The organism is Pedobacter sp. GW822-FHT03F06, assembly GCF_058801365.1.
This window is the reverse complement of record NZ_JBXANE010000008.1, coordinates 204,837-223,415: the sequence shown is the minus strand read 5'-3', so window position 1 is coordinate 223,415 and position 18,579 is coordinate 204,837. Positions and strand designations below refer to the sequence as shown.

The 18,579-nt window shown below is 38.4% G+C and carries 14 protein-coding genes; 8 read left to right on the top strand and 6 right to left on the bottom strand.

Annotation, left to right across the window (positions count from 1 at the left end; all coding sequences use genetic code 11):
- Positions 1 to 22 precede the first annotated feature (22 nt).
- Positions 23 to 961: a malate dehydrogenase gene (mdh, locus tag AC1RJ8_RS15775; RefSeq protein WP_057932519.1), complete on the bottom strand. Its 939-nt coding sequence runs from the start codon at positions 959 to 961 to the stop codon at positions 23 to 25.
- Between the two features lie 150 nt (positions 962 to 1,111).
- On the opposite strand from mdh, the gene AC1RJ8_RS15770 reads away from it, so the two are divergent.
- The 3 genes from AC1RJ8_RS15770 to trxA all read left to right on the top strand — a co-directional run bounded on the left by AC1RJ8_RS15770 (position 1,112) and on the right by trxA (position 7,031).
- Positions 1,112 to 1,564, top strand: a complete 453-nt coding sequence (locus AC1RJ8_RS15770; RefSeq protein ID WP_086545182.1) for a lipocalin family protein — start codon at positions 1,112 to 1,114, stop codon at positions 1,562 to 1,564.
- Between the two features lie 555 nt (positions 1,565 to 2,119).
- Positions 2,120 to 6,553, top strand: a complete 4,434-nt coding sequence (dnaE, locus tag AC1RJ8_RS15765; RefSeq protein ID WP_492954574.1) for a DNA polymerase III subunit alpha — start codon at positions 2,120 to 2,122, stop codon at positions 6,551 to 6,553.
- Positions 6,554 to 6,710: 157 nt separating this feature from the next.
- Complete coding sequence (gene trxA / locus AC1RJ8_RS15760) at positions 6,711 to 7,031, top strand: thioredoxin (protein ID WP_029275428.1); 321 nt, start codon at positions 6,711 to 6,713, stop codon at positions 7,029 to 7,031.
- Positions 7,032 to 7,178: 147 nt separating this feature from the next.
- Here trxA and AC1RJ8_RS15755 read toward each other — a convergent pair whose 3' ends face one another.
- The gene (locus AC1RJ8_RS15755) at positions 7,179 to 9,488 is read right to left on the bottom strand and encodes a TonB-dependent receptor domain-containing protein (protein WP_492954575.1); all 2,310 of its coding nucleotides are present in this window, start codon (positions 9,486 to 9,488) and stop codon (positions 7,179 to 7,181) included.
- Between the two features lie 334 nt (positions 9,489 to 9,822).
- Between AC1RJ8_RS15755 and AC1RJ8_RS15750 the strand changes: the two genes are divergently transcribed.
- The 4 genes from AC1RJ8_RS15750 (at position 9,823) to AC1RJ8_RS15735 (ending at position 13,573) form a co-directional block, all read left to right on the top strand.
- Positions 9,823 to 11,040 carry a PQQ-dependent sugar dehydrogenase gene (locus AC1RJ8_RS15750; RefSeq protein WP_492954576.1) on the top strand — a complete coding sequence of 406 codons (1,218 nt, stop codon included), beginning with the start codon at positions 9,823 to 9,825 and terminating at the stop codon, positions 11,038 to 11,040.
- A 567-nt stretch (positions 11,041 to 11,607) separates the two neighbouring features.
- Entirely contained in the window at positions 11,608 to 12,525 is a 918-nt protein-coding gene (locus tag AC1RJ8_RS15745) for a DUF58 domain-containing protein (RefSeq protein WP_492954577.1), read from the top strand.
- A 64-nt stretch (positions 12,526 to 12,589) separates the two neighbouring features.
- Complete coding sequence (locus AC1RJ8_RS15740) at positions 12,590 to 13,051, top strand: redoxin domain-containing protein (protein WP_492954578.1); 462 nt, start codon at positions 12,590 to 12,592, stop codon at positions 13,049 to 13,051.
- 3 nt (positions 13,052 to 13,054) lie between these two features.
- Positions 13,055 to 13,573 carry a DsbA family protein gene (locus tag AC1RJ8_RS15735; protein ID WP_492954579.1) on the top strand — a complete coding sequence of 173 codons (519 nt, stop codon included), beginning with the start codon at positions 13,055 to 13,057 and terminating at the stop codon, positions 13,571 to 13,573.
- 170 nt (positions 13,574 to 13,743) lie between these two features.
- Here AC1RJ8_RS15735 and AC1RJ8_RS15730 read toward each other — a convergent pair whose 3' ends face one another.
- A complete protein-coding gene (locus tag AC1RJ8_RS15730) occupies positions 13,744 to 14,748 on the bottom strand; it encodes an NADP-dependent oxidoreductase (protein WP_492954580.1) in 1,005 nt (334 codons plus the stop codon).
- Positions 14,749 to 14,889: 141 nt separating this feature from the next.
- Here AC1RJ8_RS15730 and AC1RJ8_RS15725 point away from each other — a divergent pair, with 141 nt between their 5' ends.
- The gene (locus tag AC1RJ8_RS15725; protein ID WP_492954581.1) at positions 14,890 to 15,225 is read left to right on the top strand and encodes a winged helix-turn-helix transcriptional regulator; all 336 of its coding nucleotides are present in this window, start codon (positions 14,890 to 14,892) and stop codon (positions 15,223 to 15,225) included.
- An 82-nt stretch (positions 15,226 to 15,307) separates the two neighbouring features.
- On the opposite strand, the gene AC1RJ8_RS15720 is transcribed toward AC1RJ8_RS15725, so the two are convergent.
- The 3 genes from AC1RJ8_RS15720 to AC1RJ8_RS15710 all read right to left on the bottom strand — a co-directional run bounded on the left by AC1RJ8_RS15720 (position 15,308) and on the right by AC1RJ8_RS15710 (position 18,415).
- Positions 15,308 to 15,778 carry a hypothetical protein gene (locus AC1RJ8_RS15720; protein ID WP_492954582.1) on the bottom strand — a complete coding sequence of 157 codons (471 nt, stop codon included), beginning with the start codon at positions 15,776 to 15,778 and terminating at the stop codon, positions 15,308 to 15,310.
- A 214-nt stretch (positions 15,779 to 15,992) separates the two neighbouring features.
- A complete protein-coding gene (gene hppD, locus AC1RJ8_RS15715) occupies positions 15,993 to 17,123 on the bottom strand; it encodes a 4-hydroxyphenylpyruvate dioxygenase (protein ID WP_492954583.1) in 1,131 nt (376 codons plus the stop codon).
- Between the two features lie 125 nt (positions 17,124 to 17,248).
- Positions 17,249 to 18,415: a homogentisate 1,2-dioxygenase gene (locus AC1RJ8_RS15710; protein WP_492954584.1), complete on the bottom strand. Its 1,167-nt coding sequence runs from the start codon at positions 18,413 to 18,415 to the stop codon at positions 17,249 to 17,251.
- Positions 18,416 to 18,579 lie beyond the last annotated feature (164 nt).

The window sequence follows — 18,579 nt, the reverse complement described above, 5'->3', positions numbered from 1 at the left end:
AAAATTAATCTTAAGAATGGCCTTAAACCAACTTCATTTCTGCCAGTACATTATTCATGTTCCTTACCGCATCGGCACTTTTGTTAAATGCAGCCTGCTCATCTTCAGTTAATTTAAAATCGATGATTTTTTCCCAGCCATTACGACCAATAATTACGGGTACGCCTAAACAGATATCTTCCTGTCCGTATTCTCCTTCGAGCGAAACGCAGCAGGTAAACAGTTTTTTCTCATCACGTAAAATTGCTTCAACCAATGCAGCGCCTGCAGCACCCGGTGCATACCAGGCCGAAGTGCCGATTAAGCCTGTTAAAGTAGCACCGCCAACCATGGTATCGGCTGCAACTTTATCTAGCGTAGCTTTATCCAATAAATTACTAACCGGTAAACTTTGGTATGTAGCTAGGCGGGTTAAAGGAATCATGGTGGTATCGCCGTGGCCGCCAATTACAAAGCCCTGTAAATCGTTAGGGTTGCAATTTAATGCTTGCGATAAATAAAATTTGAAACGGGAGCTATCTAACGTTCCGCCCATGCCGATAATACGGTTTTTAGGCAGGCCTAACGATTTTAAGGCTAAATAAGTCATCGTATCCATTGGGTTACTGATTACGATGAAGATAGCTTCAGGAGAGTATTTTAAAATATTTTCGGCAACACCTTTAACAATACCGGCATTAATGCCAATCAGCTCTTCGCGGGTCATCCCTGGTTTGCGGGGCAGGCCCGAGGTAATTACCACCACATCAGAACCAGCCGTTTTGCTGTAATCGCCGGTTACACCGGTAATTTTAGTGTCGAAACCCAAAAGCGTTGCGGTTTGCATCATGTCGATCGCTTTGCCCTCGGCAAAACCCTCTTTAATATCTAACAGGACTAGTTCGTTCGCTAATTCTTTGCGGGCAATATTATCTGCACAAGTGGCACCAACTGCGCCTGCGCCAACAACCGTTACTTTCATATATTTTATTTTAATGGTTTGCGTATCGTTAAATATTTAATCGAAGGTAGAAATAAATATAGGGTTTAAAAATCCTTTTCAAAACTTTATAATTTGATGATGGTTTACTTAATAAGTTCAAAAGCAGAAGCATAAAAGTAAAGGCCAATTATGGAAAACAAACCCATTTCAAATATCGATTATAAAGCCTTTGAAGGTAAATGGTATTCATTATATTCTATCCCAACTTTATTGGATAAACATTGGAAACAAACCACCGAAACCTACACGCTGGCCGACAACGATCATTTTGATGTTTATACTACTTATCACAAAGAAGGAAAACCTGAAGAAAAGTCGATCACTTCCAAACTGTTTTTCGATGAAGAAAAGCATGATGGTGATATGAAGGCACAATTTTTATGGCCTTTTAAAATCGGTTACTGGATTATCGAACTGGCTGACGATTATAGTTATGTGGTTGTAGGTCATCCCGATGAAAAGTACCTGTTTATTATGGCACGCGAACCCAAGATGGAGGCTGATTTATTGGTGCACATCATCGAAAGGTGCAGGCAGAAGGGGTATGACGTAAGTGAGTTGGTGAGTCAGGAGCATTTTTAAAAATTTCTTCTCATTCTGAAGGGTAATTTATGGTGTAAATATCAATACGAATGACAGATTTTTTTGGCAAACGGCAGTCTGCAAGGGATCTTTATTGCGAGAAAGGCTTTTTTAGCCTACAAAGCAATCTTTTTAACAAGCATTGCTAGTAGAATGAGAAACACGATTTTATCATCATTAAACTTTTGGTTGTGCATTTCAAATGCTGATCTCACTAATCCTCGTTACAAACGAGGACTATTTAAGCACAATGTAGCTATCTGTGGTGCCTAAACCCGATAGGAGCGGACATCCCGATTTTTTTATCGGGATAAAGCGTATAGCGGGACTGCAAACGGCGATGAAAAACCGAACCGCACATTTCCAAAAAAAACTTTTGAAGTTATTATGTCTTTTTTTCTGATTGAGAAAGCAATCGCAGTACTGATTAAGACGGAATATATTTTTTTATTTTCCACCGTATTTTGTTGATAAAATCTGACAAAAGCACCTGCCAAAATTCCTATTTTTGAAGAACCGTTATTATTCTGAAACGGTTAATTCTTTAAGCACAATATGTATTTAATTTTTGATACTGAAACCACTGGTTTGCCTCGTAATTATAACGCACCCATTACCGATACGGATAACTGGCCACGTTGTATACAAATTGCATGGCAACTGCACGATGAGATGGGGAGATTGGTTGAGCATCAGGATTATCTGGTTAAACCGGAGGGATTTAATATTCCGTACGATGCAGAACGGATACATGGTATTTCTACCGAACTCGCTGCCGAACAAGGCATCGGTTTCGACGAAATGCTGGCCAAGTTTAACGAAGTTTTAGCTAAAGCTAAGTTTATTGTAGGCCAGAATGTTGGTTTCGACGTAAACATTATGGGCTGTGAGTTTCACCGTTTTGGTGTGGCTAACCGTTTGGCCGAGATGCCTGTGTTGGATACCTGTACCGAAGTTACCGCCCAGCTTTTACAATTGCCCGGAGGTAGGGGCGGAAAGTTTAAACTGCCAACCTTAACCGAGTTACATTCTTATTTGTTCGGTGTTCCTTTTAACGAAGCCCACAACGCAACTGCCGATGTGGAAGCCACTACGCGTTGCTTCCTGGAATTGGTAAAAAGAGAGGTTTTTAAAAAAGAAGAACTACAGGTTGACGTAGAATATTTTCCTCGTTTTAGAGAGGTAAACCCAGCTACGATTGAAGGTGTTGGTTTAAAACACATCAATTTAAAAGCTGCTTCTGATGAAATCCGCAAGCGTTTACAAAAAACTGAGGGCGGTGGGATTTCGAAACAGGAACTTGCCGGAAACAAACAGGAACTTGCAGCAGCAACTTTTGTGCATTTGCATAACCATACCCAGTTTTCGGTATTGCAAAGTACCATCAGTATTCCCGATCTGGTAAAAGCTGCGGCAGCACAAAAAATGCCGGCTGTAGCCATGACAGATCATGCGAACATGATGGGCGCTTTTCACTTTGTAAACCATGTTTTAAACCACAATAAAGCTGCTGAAGCAAAAAATGCTGCCGCAATCGAGGCAGGCGAGCGTCCAACAGAAGTAGTAATGACACCGATTGTTGGGGTAGAATTTTTTGTTTGTAATAATCACTTAGACCGGACCGCAAAAGACAATGGTTACCAGATGGTGCTGTTGGCGAAGAATAAAAAAGGCTATCACAATCTAGCTAAAATGTCTTCTATCGCTTATACCAAAGGTTTTTATTACGTTCCACGTATTGATAGGGCGGTAATTGAACAGTATAAAGATGATATTATTGTTTTATCTGGCAACCTATCCGGAGAGATTTCTAACAAAATTTTAAACATGGGCGAAACCCAGGCTGAAGAAGCGCTGATCTGGTGGAAGAACATGTTTGGCGATGATTTCTATGTGGAGGTAATGCGCCACAACCAGGAAGATGAAGACCGTGTAAACGAATCGTTGATTGCACTGGCTAGAAAACATGCTGTTAAATTGGTAGCTACCAATAATACCTATTACATTAACAAGAAGGATGCGAATGCACACGATATCTTGCTTTGTGTAAAAGATGGCGAAAAACAGGCAACACCAATTGGCCGTGGTCGCGGTTACCGTTATGGTTTGCCCAATCAAGAATATTATTTCAAATCTGGTGATGAAATGAAATCGCTTTTTGCCGATTTGCCGGAGGCGATTGTAAATATTAAAGAAATTGTAGATAAGATCGAAATCTACAAACTTGCCCGCGAAGTACTCTTACCTAAATTTGATATTCCAGACGAATTTTTAGTGGCGGAAGATGAGGCCGACGGAGGAAAACGTGGGGAAAATAAATTTTTGCGTCACCTTACTTATGAGGGGGCCAAGAAACGTTATGGCGTATTAACCCCTGAGGTTATTGAACGTTTAGATTTCGAATTGCAGACTATTGAAAAAACCGGTTATCCGGGTTATTTCTTAATTGTACAGGATTTTATTGCCGAAGCCCGTCGCAGGGATGTTTCGGTAGGGCCTGGCCGTGGTTCTGCTGCCGGCTCGGTGGTGGCTTATTGTTTGTGGATCACGAATATCGATCCCATTAAGTACGATCTCCTTTTTGAGCGTTTCTTAAATCCCGATCGTGTATCCATGCCCGATATTGATATCGATTTTGACGATGAGGGCCGTGGCCGTGTAATGGAATATGTAATTGGTAAATACGGTTCCAGCCAGGTGGCGCAGATTATCACTTATGGAACCATGGCCGCCAAATCTTCTATCCGCGATACAGCGAGGGTATTAGATCTGCCACTTTTTGAAGCAGATAAGATTGCCAAGCTGATTCCGAATATGAAGCTCGCAAAAATCTTCACGCTGGATGAGAAAACACTGAAAGAAGCTTTGCGCCCTGATGAATATGAGCGTGTTGTTGAACTGAAAAATCTTGGTGGATTAAAAGATTTGAGTGCCGAAACCATTCAGCAGGCCCAGATTTTAGAAGGCTCTTTACGGAACACTGGTATCCATGCCTGCGGGGTAATTATTACGCCAAGCGATATTACCAATTTTGTTCCCGTTTCTACTGCAAAAGATTCTGATTTATATGTTACCCAATTTGATAACTCGGTTGTAGAAAGCGCGGGTTTATTAAAGATGGACTTTTTGGGTTTAAAAACCCTAACCCTGATAAAGGATACCGTAAAACTGGTTAAAAAACGGTTTGGTATCGATCTTGATCCGGATAATTTCCCTATTGACGATGTATTAACCTATGAGCTTTTCCAGCGGGGTGAAACCATCGGGATTTTCCAGTATGAGAGTCCGGGCATGCAGAAATACATGAAGGAGTTGAAACCAACGGTTTTCGACGATTTAATCGCGATGAACGCATTATATCGCCCAGGCCCAATGGAGTATATTCCAAGTTTTGTTCGCCGTAAAAATGGCGAAGAAGAAATTAGGTACGATTTGGATGCCTGCGAAGAGTATTTGAAAGAAACCTATGGAATTACCGTTTACCAGGAACAGGTAATGCTTTTGTCGCAGAAACTAGCCGGATTTACCAAAGGTGAGGCCGACGTGCTGCGTAAGGCAATGGGTAAGAAACAGAAAGACGTTCTGGATAAAATGAAACCCAAGTTTGTGAAACAAGCAGCGGAAAAAGGTCACGATGCCACAACTTTGGAAAAAATATGGAAAGATTGGGAAGCATTTGCATCCTACGCTTTCAACAAATCGCACTCTACCTGTTATGCATGGATTGCCTATCAAACCGCATACTTAAAAGCGCATTACCCTGCTGAATATATGGCTGCGGTACTGTCCAATAACATGAGTGATATTAAACAGGTAGCTTTCTTTATGGAAGAGTGTCGCCAGATGAGTGTTACGGTATTAGGCCCCGATGTGAACGAATCTGATCTCAAATTCTCTGTAAATGCCAGGGGCGAAGTCCGCTTCGGTATGTCGGCAGTAAAAGGTGTAGGTGAAAAGGCGGTAGAAAGTATTATTGAAGAAAGACTGGCAAATGGGCCTTACAGTAATGTGTACGATTTTGCCAAGCGTTCTAACACCCGCATTGTAAATAAAAAAGCTTACGAGAGTTTTGTATACAGCGGTGCTTTCGATGCGTTTGGAGGTCATAGGGCACAGTATTTTTATATTGGCCCGAACGATAAAATGAATGGTATTGAAAAGATTATCAAATATGCCAACGATTTTCAGAATAATGAAAGTACTTCACAAGCCTCCTTATTCGGTGGTTCTAAAGCCGATCTTATTTTAGAACCAAGTTTACCTGTATCGCCAGAATGGGCATTAATGGACAGGTTAAAATACGAGAAAGATGCTATTGGGATTTTCCTTTCAGGCCACCCTTTAGATAATTATAAACTCGAACTCGATAAATTCTGTACCCATGGTGTTAAGCAGCTGAGTATCATTAATAAGGTACGTATGGGCGATAACAACGAAGATATATTGGCCGAATTCGAAAAACTTAAAAACCGTGAGCTTTGTGTAGGCGGGCTTGTGGTAACTGCATCACAGCGGATTACCAAAACGGGTAAGCCATTTGGTACTTTTGTTTTCGAAGATTATGACGATGCAAGTGAAATGGCTTTATTCGGCGAAGATTTTTTAAAGTTTAAATCGTTTTTAACTGAAGGATATTTCTTGCAGATCAGGGGTAGGGTTGGTGAGCGTTTCGGAAAAGCCGGAGATTGGGAGTTTAAAATCACCTCAATTAACTTAATGTCTGAGCTGAGGGATAAATTAGCTAAAAGTTTAACTATTCAGGTGCCGATTGAGCGGGTTAACGATCAACTGATGCGTGAGATTGAAGCCATACTAGCAGACAATAAGGCAAACTCCGAGCAACAAAACTGCCAACTTAACTTCGCTATTTTTGATCGTGAAAAAGAGATTATGTTGGATATGCCATCAAAAAACCTTAAAATAAACCCAAACAATAAGTTTTTAGACCAATTATTGGGGCTTAATGTGGTAAATTACAAGCTGAACTAAGGGTGAAGGCAGAAGGCTTAAAGGCTGAAGGTTTAGGCGCCCAAAACCTTCCACCCTCGACCTTTATACCTTCTACCTCAAAATAATGTCAAATTGACATTACAGATGGGTTGGCATTACAATTGAATACATATATTTGAACATAAAAAAAATAATTATGGCATTAGAAATCACAGATGCAAACTTCGAGGAGCTTGTATTAAAATCAGATAAACCCGTATTAGTAGATTTTTGGGCAGAATGGTGTGGCCCTTGTCGCATGGTTGGTCCAGTAGTAGAAGAAATCGCTAAAGAATATGATGGAAAAGCGGTAGTTGGAAAAGTAAACGTTGATAACAACCCTCAAATTTCAATGCAGTTTGGTATCCGTAACATCCCAGCTTTATTATACTTTAAAGATGGTCAGGTTGTAGATAAACAAGTTGGTGCTGTTCCAAAATCAGTATTAGCAGAAAAATTAAACAAGCAATTGGCTTAAATAAAGGTTGAAGGTAAAAGGTAGAGGGTTTAAGGTAAACGCAAAATCTTCAAAACTTCACTAATAATATTACAAAAACCCAAGTTCATTTGATGGATTTGGGTTTTTTTCGTTTAGAACTAAATTTATCATATTCTTAAATCATTTTTATTGTTGAGCTCTTCTTTTCTCATCAAAACGGATGTCCTTGTTATTTCCGGAAACCTTTGATCTCCCGAATGAGTAGGTAATACCAAGACTAAAGGTTTTATAATTATAGTCTGTTTTTACGGTTTGTACAAAATCGACAAAGCGAATTTCATATTTATTTACTGTGCCAATAAAAAAAGCTGGGCTGATGATCAAATTGTTGTTAAATAATTTTATCCTAGCCCCGGTTCTCAAACTACGTTGACTGTAGCTGTAAACATTTCTATCAGTTGATGGAAGGTTTTGGCTGTAATTCAAATAAAAACTTAACTGGTTAGTTGCCTTGAAACTATTATTGACACTGAATGAGGCAGCAGTTCCATTTGGAGCGCTGATTGCTTCTATTTTAGATTTTGGTGATGCATATGAAAAAGAAGCAGAAATGCTATTGTCCCACCATTTAAATAATGACCGATTAAAAGATACGTAGGCACCAAGATTATCCTGGGTCAGAAAATTCCCTCTACTGGTTACCACTGCTGGGCCGTTAACCGTTGTAAGGTTCGAAATTATATCACTAATATGTTGTGTAAATAAAGTAAACGAAAACATGCCCTTATATAGGTAGTTAAATTCAATATTATTACTGTATGAAGGTAAGAGCAATGCATTTCCGGTAGAATAAGTATAAATATTTGTGTAATAGGCAAATGGGTTTAAGGCGTTCAAACTTGGTCGGTTTATCCTCCTGGAATAGTTTAACGAAAAAGTATGAACCTCGTTAGCTTTGTAAACGATATAAGCTGTAGGGAATAAAGCGCCGTAATTACCTTTGTTACGCTGATCTAAGGTAGGCGAATATCCATCCATCATAGTATACTCATAGCGTAACCCTGCTTTAGCTGTCCACTTTTTTGATAGTTCGGATTCCATACTGAAATAGGCGGCCAGATTATTTTCGGCGTAATTGAATTTGTTACTACGTGTTTCATCTAACAAGAAATCTTCTTGGATATAATTATAGTATTCAACATTAGCATTGTTGTTAAAATTAGCGAGCTTAATACCCGTTTCTATTTTGGCCCATTTATAAGGTAATGTTAAATCTGATTGAAATGACCAGATATTGTATTTTGAAAAGTTATTATTCCGAACACTGGCATATGTATTTTCAGACTCAGAAACAAAATCATTTTTCATTTCAGGTGTGTTTGTGAAAAAATTAACAGAACTACTCAATTTTTTTCCATTCGAATCGAGCTTTAAATCATGGTATAGATTGAAAGTCTGTGTAAATAACGGCCTTGAAAATTTTCCTGTAGTATTTAAAACCGAGTCAAGAGTGTTACCTGTAATAAAGCTATAGTTGTTACTAAAGCTTGTATTCGATTTGTTGTCTGAAATATTATATATAAGCCCAATGTTGTTGTGTTTATTTAGCTCATAATCAATACTTAAACCTGCTTGTAAACCAGGGGAGTTTCCCAAGCGCTGCTCATCGCTTAGAATCTTGCTGGGGCGCCCGGTTATATCTACAGATTCTTTAATAATACTGCGGTAGTTTGATTGGTTAAATGTAAAAGAGCTGTTAACTTTTTTTGATCGAAAAAAAAGTGCTAGATTGTTGTTGTACGATCCATAGGTATTTTGATGGTATGTTGAACTTACTGATCCGCGCCAGCCTAAAGATTCGTTTTTCTTTAAAACAATATTAATCAAACCACCATTCCCCTGGGCCTCATATTTTGCCGGTGGGGTGGTTATGATTTCAATTTTTTCTATATTTTCAGATCGGAAGGTTTTTAGGTAGTTTACCAAGTCAGTTCCCCCTAAATTGATGATTTTTTCATTAACCATAACGCCCATACTCCCTTTGCCAACCATAGATATACTGTTTTCGGAGACTATTAAAAGAGGCGCAATCTGTAAGGCCTCAAAGAGAGAAGCACCGTTAGCCATGATGGTATTGTTTAAATTAAATATTAATCGGTCAACCTTTCGTTCAAGAAGAGGTTTTTTAGCCTCAACAGTTACTTCTTGCAGTTCTTTATCTTTTGTGCCAAGAATGATATCTGTTAATTTAACTGAAGAACCATCAAACTTAATATCTTTTAATAATTGAGTATGATAACCTAAACAAGAAATTTTAATTTTAAATATGCCCCTGCTTAAATTATTGAGCTCAAAATAACCTTCTTTGTTGCTTACCCCATATTTTACGACAGTCGAATCTGTAATGTTTAAAAGTGCCACAGTTGCATTTTCAATTCCAATACCCTTTGTTGCTTTTACCCTGCCGGAAATTGTTTGTGCTGTACTATGATACATTATGACGAAAAACAAAAGAGAGCTTAGTATACCTCTTTTATAAAATAGCTTCATATAAATAATTTGATTTTACAGATAGGACACTATCAATCCGAAAACGTTGCACTCAAAAAAATCACGTAAATGAGCTTAAATCGGGTGTTTAAACCCAATTTTTAATATAAGTACTTCATTTAATTGATTTTTAAACAGGTTCGAATTGTAAAATGTGATAAATTGAACTCGTTTTTTTTAGTTTTAAGAGAAAGCTTTTAGACCTTTTAACAGTAATATTACTATCACAGACTTTTTGTTATAAACTTATTTTTGTTTCTTTAATAAAAAACTAACAATCATGTCTATTAACCTATTTAACAATAAAACTTTAGGTATTTTATTGGCAGGTTTAACCCTAAACTGTGCAAATATTGCATGTGTATCGGCGCAAAACCCTGTTGAAACGAACGAACCATCAGCAGATTATAAGCCAGCATTTGCAGGGCAGACCCGAATTGCAGGTGTAAAGACCAAAACCCCTCTGGATATTACGATTATTAATGAAAAGTTAGAAAATCCTTGGGCCATTTCGGTTCTTCCGAACGGTGGTTTTTTAATTACACAAAAGCAGGGTACAATGGTAATTCTTACACCTGATGGGAAATTAAGCAAAAAGATAACCGGTTTACCCAAGGTAGATCCATCTGGCCAGGGCGGTTTATTAGATGTAACCTTAGATCCAAACTTTGCTAAAAATAGAATGATTTATTGGGCTTATTCAGAGCCTCAGGATAAAGGCGTGTTACTGGCCATTGCCAAAGGTAAATTAGCAGCTAATGAAACTGCAATAGAGAACCAAACCATTATTTATCGCGCTACACCAGCTTACGGCGGTAAACTTCAATATGGTTCGAGAATTGTCTTCGATAAAAACGGTAATTTATTTGTAAGTACTGGCGAACGTTCTGGTAGCGATATCAGAATTCAGGCGCAGTATTTAAATTCTTCTTTGGGTAAAATTTTACACCTGACTACCGATGGTAAAGCGGTGGCCAATGGGCCCTTTGCTGGCAAAGCAGATGCCAAACCGGAAATTTATGCCTACGGATTGCGGAATCCTGATGGTTTAGCGATTAATCCTTTAACCGGTGATTTATGGGAAGCCGAATTTGGCCCTAAAGGTGGCGATGAGGTGAATATTATTAAACCAGGCAAAAATTATGGCTGGCCAATTATCACCTACGGAACGGAATATAGTGGAAAAAAGGTAGGCGATGGCATTCAGCAGAAGGACGGCATGGAGCAGCCTGTTTATTATTGGAATCCAAGTATTTCACCAGGCTGCATTGCATTTTACAATAGTAACAGCATTGCCGAATGGAAAGGGAATTTATTTGTAGGCGGCTTGGGTGGTTCGCATATTATAAGATTGGTAATAAAAGATGATAAAATTGTTGGCGAAGAACGATTGCTGGAAGGTAAAGGCGAACGTTTCCGCGATATGGTAGAAGGAAAGGACGGAGCGCTATATTCGGTAACCGATAATGGCCATTTGTTTAGAATAGCTAAGAAGTAAAATTATTTAAGCTGGATGATGTATCATAAATATAAATTGTCATCCTGAGCTTGTCGAAGGAGCTAGTTAAATAAACTAGTAGGTGTTTCGACAGGTTCAAAATGACAAAAATCTACCAAGAAATTGTTTTATGATACAGTTTTCTTTAATCCCGAGTTCATTTATTGAACTCGGGATTTTTTGTTTTAAGCTTATTGTTCGTTGTTTTTTGGAAATGTGGGGTTCTGCTTTTTATGGCATTTTCAGTCCCGCTGTCCGTTTTAGTCCCGATTTTCAATCGGGAGCTGCCACTACCATCGGGTTTATTCACCACGGATAGCAGCACAGTCGGTGCCATCAAATTGCTCAGGTTTGCCGCCAGGTTTTTAAGGCGGTAGGTTTTTGCGTTAGGGATTGTAAGGGTTCAGTACCGATCCTTCATCGGTACCGAAGCGTAGCGCAGCCCTGCAAAGCCCTACCCTTGCGAAGCTTGGGGAACGCCCTTATCAGTTAGCAGTTTACAGTTAGCTAATTGGCTATTTTTAATCCATAAAGATTTTTTTATAAATCTTTTATTAGCTTTACCCTATGCGGGTTGTAAACTACGAAAACGAAACAAGCTATGGTAATTTAGAATTGCTTGCACAGCAAGTGGTAGAAGGTTTTATAACCGGACTGCACAAAAGCCCGTTCCATGGCTTTTCGGTCGAGTTTGCAGAGCACCGCCAGTATAATAATGGCGATAATGTTAAAAATATCGATTGGAAATTATACGCCAAAACCGATAAACTATACAGTAAACGTTTCGAAGAGGAAACCAATTTGCGCTGCCAGTTTGTGATTGATGTTTCCTCATCAATGTACTTTCCTGAACTGAAAAATAACAAACTGATCTTCTCCATACAGGCTGCTGCATCTTTGATGTACCTGTTGAAGAAACAGCGCGATGCCTTTGGTTTAAGCTTGTTTACGGATGAAATACTGTTAAATTCGCCGGCAAAGTCTACTACTGTACATCAGAAATATTTGTTTACACAATTAGAAGAGCTGTTACATAAACCTAAGGTAAATGCACAGACTAATTTAAGCGAAGCTTTGCACCAGGTGGCCGAATTGATTCATAAACGTTCATTGGTAATTATTTTTAGCGATCTTTTTAACACACAAACCAGCGCAGATAAAACGGACGAATTTTTTGATGCCTTGCAGCATTTAAAATTCAACAAACATGAAGTGGTAGTTTTTAATGTGGTGGATAAATCAAAAGAAGTTGATTTCAATTTTGAGAACCGCCCATACGAGTTTATCGATATGGAAACCGGCGAAACGATTAAAGTACATAGCAATCAGGTAAAGGAAAATTATACAGCAGCAGTTTCCTCATATCGACAGCAGATTGCGCTAAAATGCGCCCAATATAAAATAGACTTAATTGATGCCGATATGAACGATGGGTTTTACCCAGTGCTTCAGTCTTATTTGATAAAAAGGCAAAAATTAGGCTAAAATTTGTTGCAAACAACGCAGATTCAGTGTTGTTTATAAATGATTTAAATTTAAACTCCCTTATATGTTAGAAAAAGGCGCTACAGCACCAGATTTCGAATTGAATGCTACCCCCGATCAAAAAATAAAACTTAAAGATTTTAAAGGTAAAAATGTTATCCTGGCTTTTTATCCTGCCGACTGGAGCCCGGTATGTAGCGACCAAATGGCACTTTATAACGAAATGTTAAAATATTTTAACAAGTACGATGCACAGATTTTCGGTGTTTCTGTTGATAGTGTTTGGTGCCATCTCGCGTTCGAAGAAAATAGGAAATTACATTTTCCACTTTTGGCCGATTTTGAACCAAAAGGAGCGGTATCTAAAGCTTATGGCGTATATGATGAAGAACTTGGCGAAAGCAAAAGGGCACTTTTTGTTATTGATAAAGAAGGAAAAATTGCCTGGAGTTATTTGTCGCCAATAGCCATTAATCCTGGTGCCGACGGAATTTTAGATGCATTGGAGGAATTAAACAAGAAATAAGCTATGAGTACTTTAAAACCTGAAATAAACGATCAAGATCACGTCCAAGGCGATGATTCGGCGAGTGTTACCATTGTCGAATTTGGCGATTATCAATGCCCATATTGTGGTAATGCCTACCCGATTATGAAGGAAATTGAGGAAACATTCGGTCATCAGATCAAATTTATCTTCCGTCATTTTCCTTTGGCAAATGCCCATGAGTTTGCTTTTCCGGCTGCCATTGCTGCAGAAGCGGCAGGTTTACAGGGTAAGTTTTGGGAAATGCACGACGCTCTATATGAAAATCAATACCGCTTAAATGGTGAGCTGTTCGACGAATTGGCTGAAACGATTGGTTTAGACCTGGAGCAGTTTCAGCAAGACAGCACTTCGGAAGAAATCAAAAGGAAAATTGAAGATGATTTTGACAGCGGTGTGCGGAGTGGTGTAAACGGAACGCCTTCGTTTTATGTAAACGGAACCAAGTTTGACGGAGGCGCAACAGACCTTTATCAGATGCTTAAAGAAAGTGCTGAGTAATTTGCATAAAAAACCTCATGTATTTTGCAATACATGAGGTATCAGATAAGGGTAACCGGAAAACTAAAAAACTAATTATGAGTTTTTAGAATTTAACAAAATTGAAATCGCTTCGTGTTTTGTTATTTCAAAGGTGCACTTCAATTATGAAGTTTTAGTGAAGAATTAAATTAATAATCTATCGTCATCACTAGTTTCTTTCCTCTGGTTAAATTGTTTTCCATCATGTTATGCGCCTGCTGTACCGTTTTTAAAGAAAAATTACCCAAAACATTTATTGATGGGGCAACTAATTTTTCAGCTTCAATCAAGCCGGTGATTTTCCTCAAGGTGTTTCCATACCAATTGAGGTTGTTATCGAGTGTGAAAGCATAATTTGAAATATTGAGCACTGAAGCTCCCTTATCAAATAAGATTTCCCGGGTTTTTTGTGTGCCTAGAAATGTTATATCTGCATATACGCCATTTACTTTAAGCGTATTTGCAGCAATTTCTGCTGATTTATCACCAACTATATCCACTGCAAAATCGAAATAATGATTGTGATTTGCATTTAATATGATGCTTTCGAGATCTGGATTACGATAATCTATTATTTGTGATTCTTTTAATCCAATGGCTTTAATCGCATCTATACTTTCTAAGCTTCCTGCAATGGTTATAATTTGATCAAGATGCTTGGGTTTTAATAGCCTGATAAGAAAAGATCCTACAGCACCGCTTCCTCCTGTGATGAAAATACGGTCTTTCTTTTTAATATGAAGTCGGCTAAAGGTTTGCCACGCCGTTAAACCAGCAGAAGGAATTGCTGCAGCTTCCTCAAAAGTTATATTTTTTGGTTTCAGCGCAACTCGTTTTTCTGTCAACGTCATGTATTGCGCATAACTACCATTTGATCCGCCACTGCCTGAGGCAGCGTAAATTTCATCTCCTAACTTAAAGTTTTTAACGTTTTCGCCAATTTCTTCCACTATTCCTGCAAGTTCACGTCCTAAAATAGGAGAATTCATCATGTGGCTTTCCCTTCTTCCTAAACGCATTTGGTAATCAATAGGATTAAAAGCAGTTGCTTTTAATTTGATTAATACCTCATCATTTTTAGGTTTTGGAACGGGATAGTTATCCAATTTAAAATTTTCTGTACTACCGAATTCTTTTAATGTTATTGCTTTCATAAATATTGTAATTAACTAAAGGTTATGATTTAGTCATGAAAAAAATCAGTCCTCTTTTTCTTAACTTGGTCAAAATTGAATTTAAAAAACACAGCATGCAATGGCTTGTTTTATTTGGAGTTACTCAAAAAAAAGTGAGTTATGATTAAAGAAAGTTCCTCGAATGCATTAAATAAGGCTTTTTTGCTTAATTCATGCCGAATAAACGGTGCGTTAGATATTATTTCAGGCAGATGGAAAGCATTGATCCTGATTCATATTTTTGAAGGAATGAACCGCTTCAGCTTATTGAAAAATGTACTTCCTACTATATCTGATCAGGCTTTAGGCAAACAATTAAAAGAACTGGAAGCAGATAAATTACTGATCAAAGAAATTATTGCTGAGGTTCCGGTTAGGGTAGATTACCATCTAACGGAAAAGGGACTGGCATTAATGCCTATTTTGACCAACCTTTCGGAGTGGTATGATTTATAAATTGATTGCTGGATTTAAAACGGCAAATAAATAAAAACAAAAGCCAGGAATTAATTCCCAGCTTTTATAATGGTTAAGTTAATTACTTTTTCGAATAAAGATTTTGCAGGTGCATGAGGGCTGTTATCAATTTCTCCTCATCTCCAGCAAGACAATAATATTTAATTCCATTTTTGTCATTGCCAGGTTCATCTTCACGCTTTTCGAAAACAGGATAAATTGATTTAAGGGTTATACTATTCTGTTCAGGACTAACCTTAAATCCTTTCCAATGCTGTATTTGCGATTTGTTGGTGGTTTCTTCTTTGGCATTGTCTGAACTGGCAAAGGTTTTTCCAACTGTAAAAACCCCGAAATTCATTTCTTCATCAATAGAGAATGAATTTTCTGTAATTTTAAATTTAGTTTCCTTGCCATTATGTAAGATAATATCGGTTCCGCCAATTGCTTTCGCCAGCAATTGATTGATGGTTTTTACAATTTCGGCTTTTGGTTGCGCGAAGCCGCCGAATGATCCAGCCAGTAGTAAAACCAGCATTAGTTGTGTTTTCATAATTCTTAAGGTTTAAATATTTGTGTGTATCTAAATTTAAAGAATTATTTGGTTAAAACTAAAAAAGAGCAAGTTTAAACCCGCTCTTTTTTGCGCTTAAATTTTGGATTGTCGTCATGCTGAACTTGTTTCAGTATCGTTTGTCTGAGACCCTGAAATAAATTCAGGGTGACGTCTTGAATTAAATACATCACTTTATTCGCCGTGAATGATATTACAAATTACCCCTCAATTCCTGCTCGCGTTCTAACGATTCAAATAAGGCTTTAAAGTTACCAGCGCCAAAACTTTGTGCACCTTTACGCTGAATAATTTCGAAGAAAAGGGTAGGGCGATCTTCAACTGGTTTAGTGAAAATCTGCAACAAATATCCTTCTTCATCACAATCAACTAAAATACCCAGGCTTTCTAACAATGCTATTTCTTCATCAATTTTGCCTACGCGTTGCGGCATCATGTCGTAATAAGCTTCTGGTGGTGCACTTAAAAACTCCACCCCACGTGCTTTCAGTTCTTTAACCGTTTTAACAATATCTTTAGTGGCAACGGCAATGTGCTGAACACCTTCGCCCTCATAATATTCCAGGTATTCTTCAATCTGCGATTTCTTTTTACCCTCAGCAGGCTCATTAATCGGGAATTTCGAATAGCCATTTCCATTACTCATTACCTTACTCATCAAAGCCGAATATTCGGTATTGATCTGCTTATCATCAAAAGATAAAATATTTACGAAGCCCATTACGTCTTCGTACCATTGTACGGCTTCATTCATGCGGTTCCAGCCTACATTGCCCACGCAATGATCGATGTATAACAGACCAGCATCTGCAGGTTGATAATCGCTTTCCCATACACGGTAACCTGGCATAAAGGTTCCGTTATAGTTTTTACGCTCAATGAACATGTGTACAGTTTCGCCATAAGTATAAATGCCACTCATCTTAAGCTCTCCGTTCTCATCCGTTAAAGTTTGAGGAGCCATATAGGGTTTGGCACCACGTTTGGTGGTTTCTTCAAAGGCACTATAGGCATCATCTACCCAAAGGGCCAATACTTTTACCCCGTCGCCATGTTTTTTTACATGCTCTGCTATTGGATGATCTGATTTTAATGCTGTGGTTAAGATCAATCTGATTTTACCCTGTTGCAATACATACGATGAACGATCGCGCACGCCAGTTTCTGGTCCGGCATAAGCCAGGCTTTGAAACCCAAATGCAGTTTTGTAGTAGTGGGCCGCTTGTTTAGCATTACCTACATAAAATTCGATATAATCTGTTCCATTAATAGGCAGAAAATCTGGTGCTTTTGATATTTTTTCTGCGAATGTTTGTGTTTCCATTTTTGTTGTTATTAAGTCCGAGGTCGGAGGTCCGAAGTCGGATGTGCTATTGTTTTAAATGTTAGATGATTGCTTATTTATCTGCTCTTTATCTTCGGACCCCGGTCTCCCGACTTCCGACTCCTTTATTCTATATTAATCTGCCAGCTTTTGTGGTAATTTTCATCCTCAATGTCCAGGGCATCCTGCGTAAGCATTAGCGGTTTAAAGGGATCGATCATTACCGCCAGCTCATCGGTTTTTTCTTTTCCGATCGATTTTTCTACCGTACCCGGGTGTGGCCCATGTGGAATACCTCCAGGGTGTAAGGTAATCTGCCCCTTAACTACACTCTTGCGGCTCATAAAATCACCATCTACATAATAAAGCACTTCATCGCTATCTACATTGCTATGGTTGTAGGGCGCTGGAATAGAATCAGGGTGATAATCGTATTTGCGGGGAACAAAAGAACAAACCACAAAATTGTGTCCTTCGAAAGTTTGGTGAACCGGAGGTGGTTGGTGCAAACGACCTGTTATCGGCTCAAAATCGTGGATAGAGAAAGCGTATGGGTAATGATAACCGTCCCAGCCTACATAATCAAAAGGATGTGTACCGTAAGTATATGGATAAATTAATCCCTGTTTTTTAATCAGTACTTTAAAATCGCCGTATTCATCAAAGGTTTGCAGGTTTTCTGGTAACCTTAAATCACGCTCACAATACGGTGCGTGTTCCATTAACTGTCCAAACTGGTTTAAATATCTTTTTGGCGGCCTTAACGGACTAAAACTTTCTACAATGAATAGTCTGTTTTGTTCAGTATCAAACTCCATCTGGTAAATGGTTCCCCTCGGGATGATCAGGTAATCACCATAAGCAAACTTAATTTCTCCAAATCCTGTTTTCAGCTTTCCAGAACCTTCATGTATGAAAATCATTTCATCGGCCTGGCTGTTTTTGTAGAAATAATCGGTCATCGATTTTCTAGGTGCCGCCAAAACGATGTGTAGATCGCTATTTACTAAGACAGCTTTTCTGCTTTTTAGAAAATCATCTTCGGGTTTAATATTGAAACCGATTAAACTGGTGTGCTTCAGGTGTTTTTCGCGGGCAATTTTTGGCTCAACACTGTATGCTTCGCCCAAATGTTTTACAATGGTTGGTGGGTGACAATGATAAACCAATGAATATAAACTTGAAAAACCTTCGGTTGATACCAATTCTTCGGCATAAAGATTTCCGTCAGGTTTACGAAAAACCGTGTGGCGTTTAGCTGGAATCTGCCCCGATTTATGATAAATAGGCATAATAAAATGATGTTATGGTTAGAAAAGAAAAAATCCTAATGAATTAACAATCAAAACGGTAATGCGTTTCAATTAAAAAGAAAGGGTAAGTGAAAATTACAGAGAATATTGAGCCATGATCAGCTTGGATAGCATCTTATAGCGACGGGCTGCAATAGCGTCGT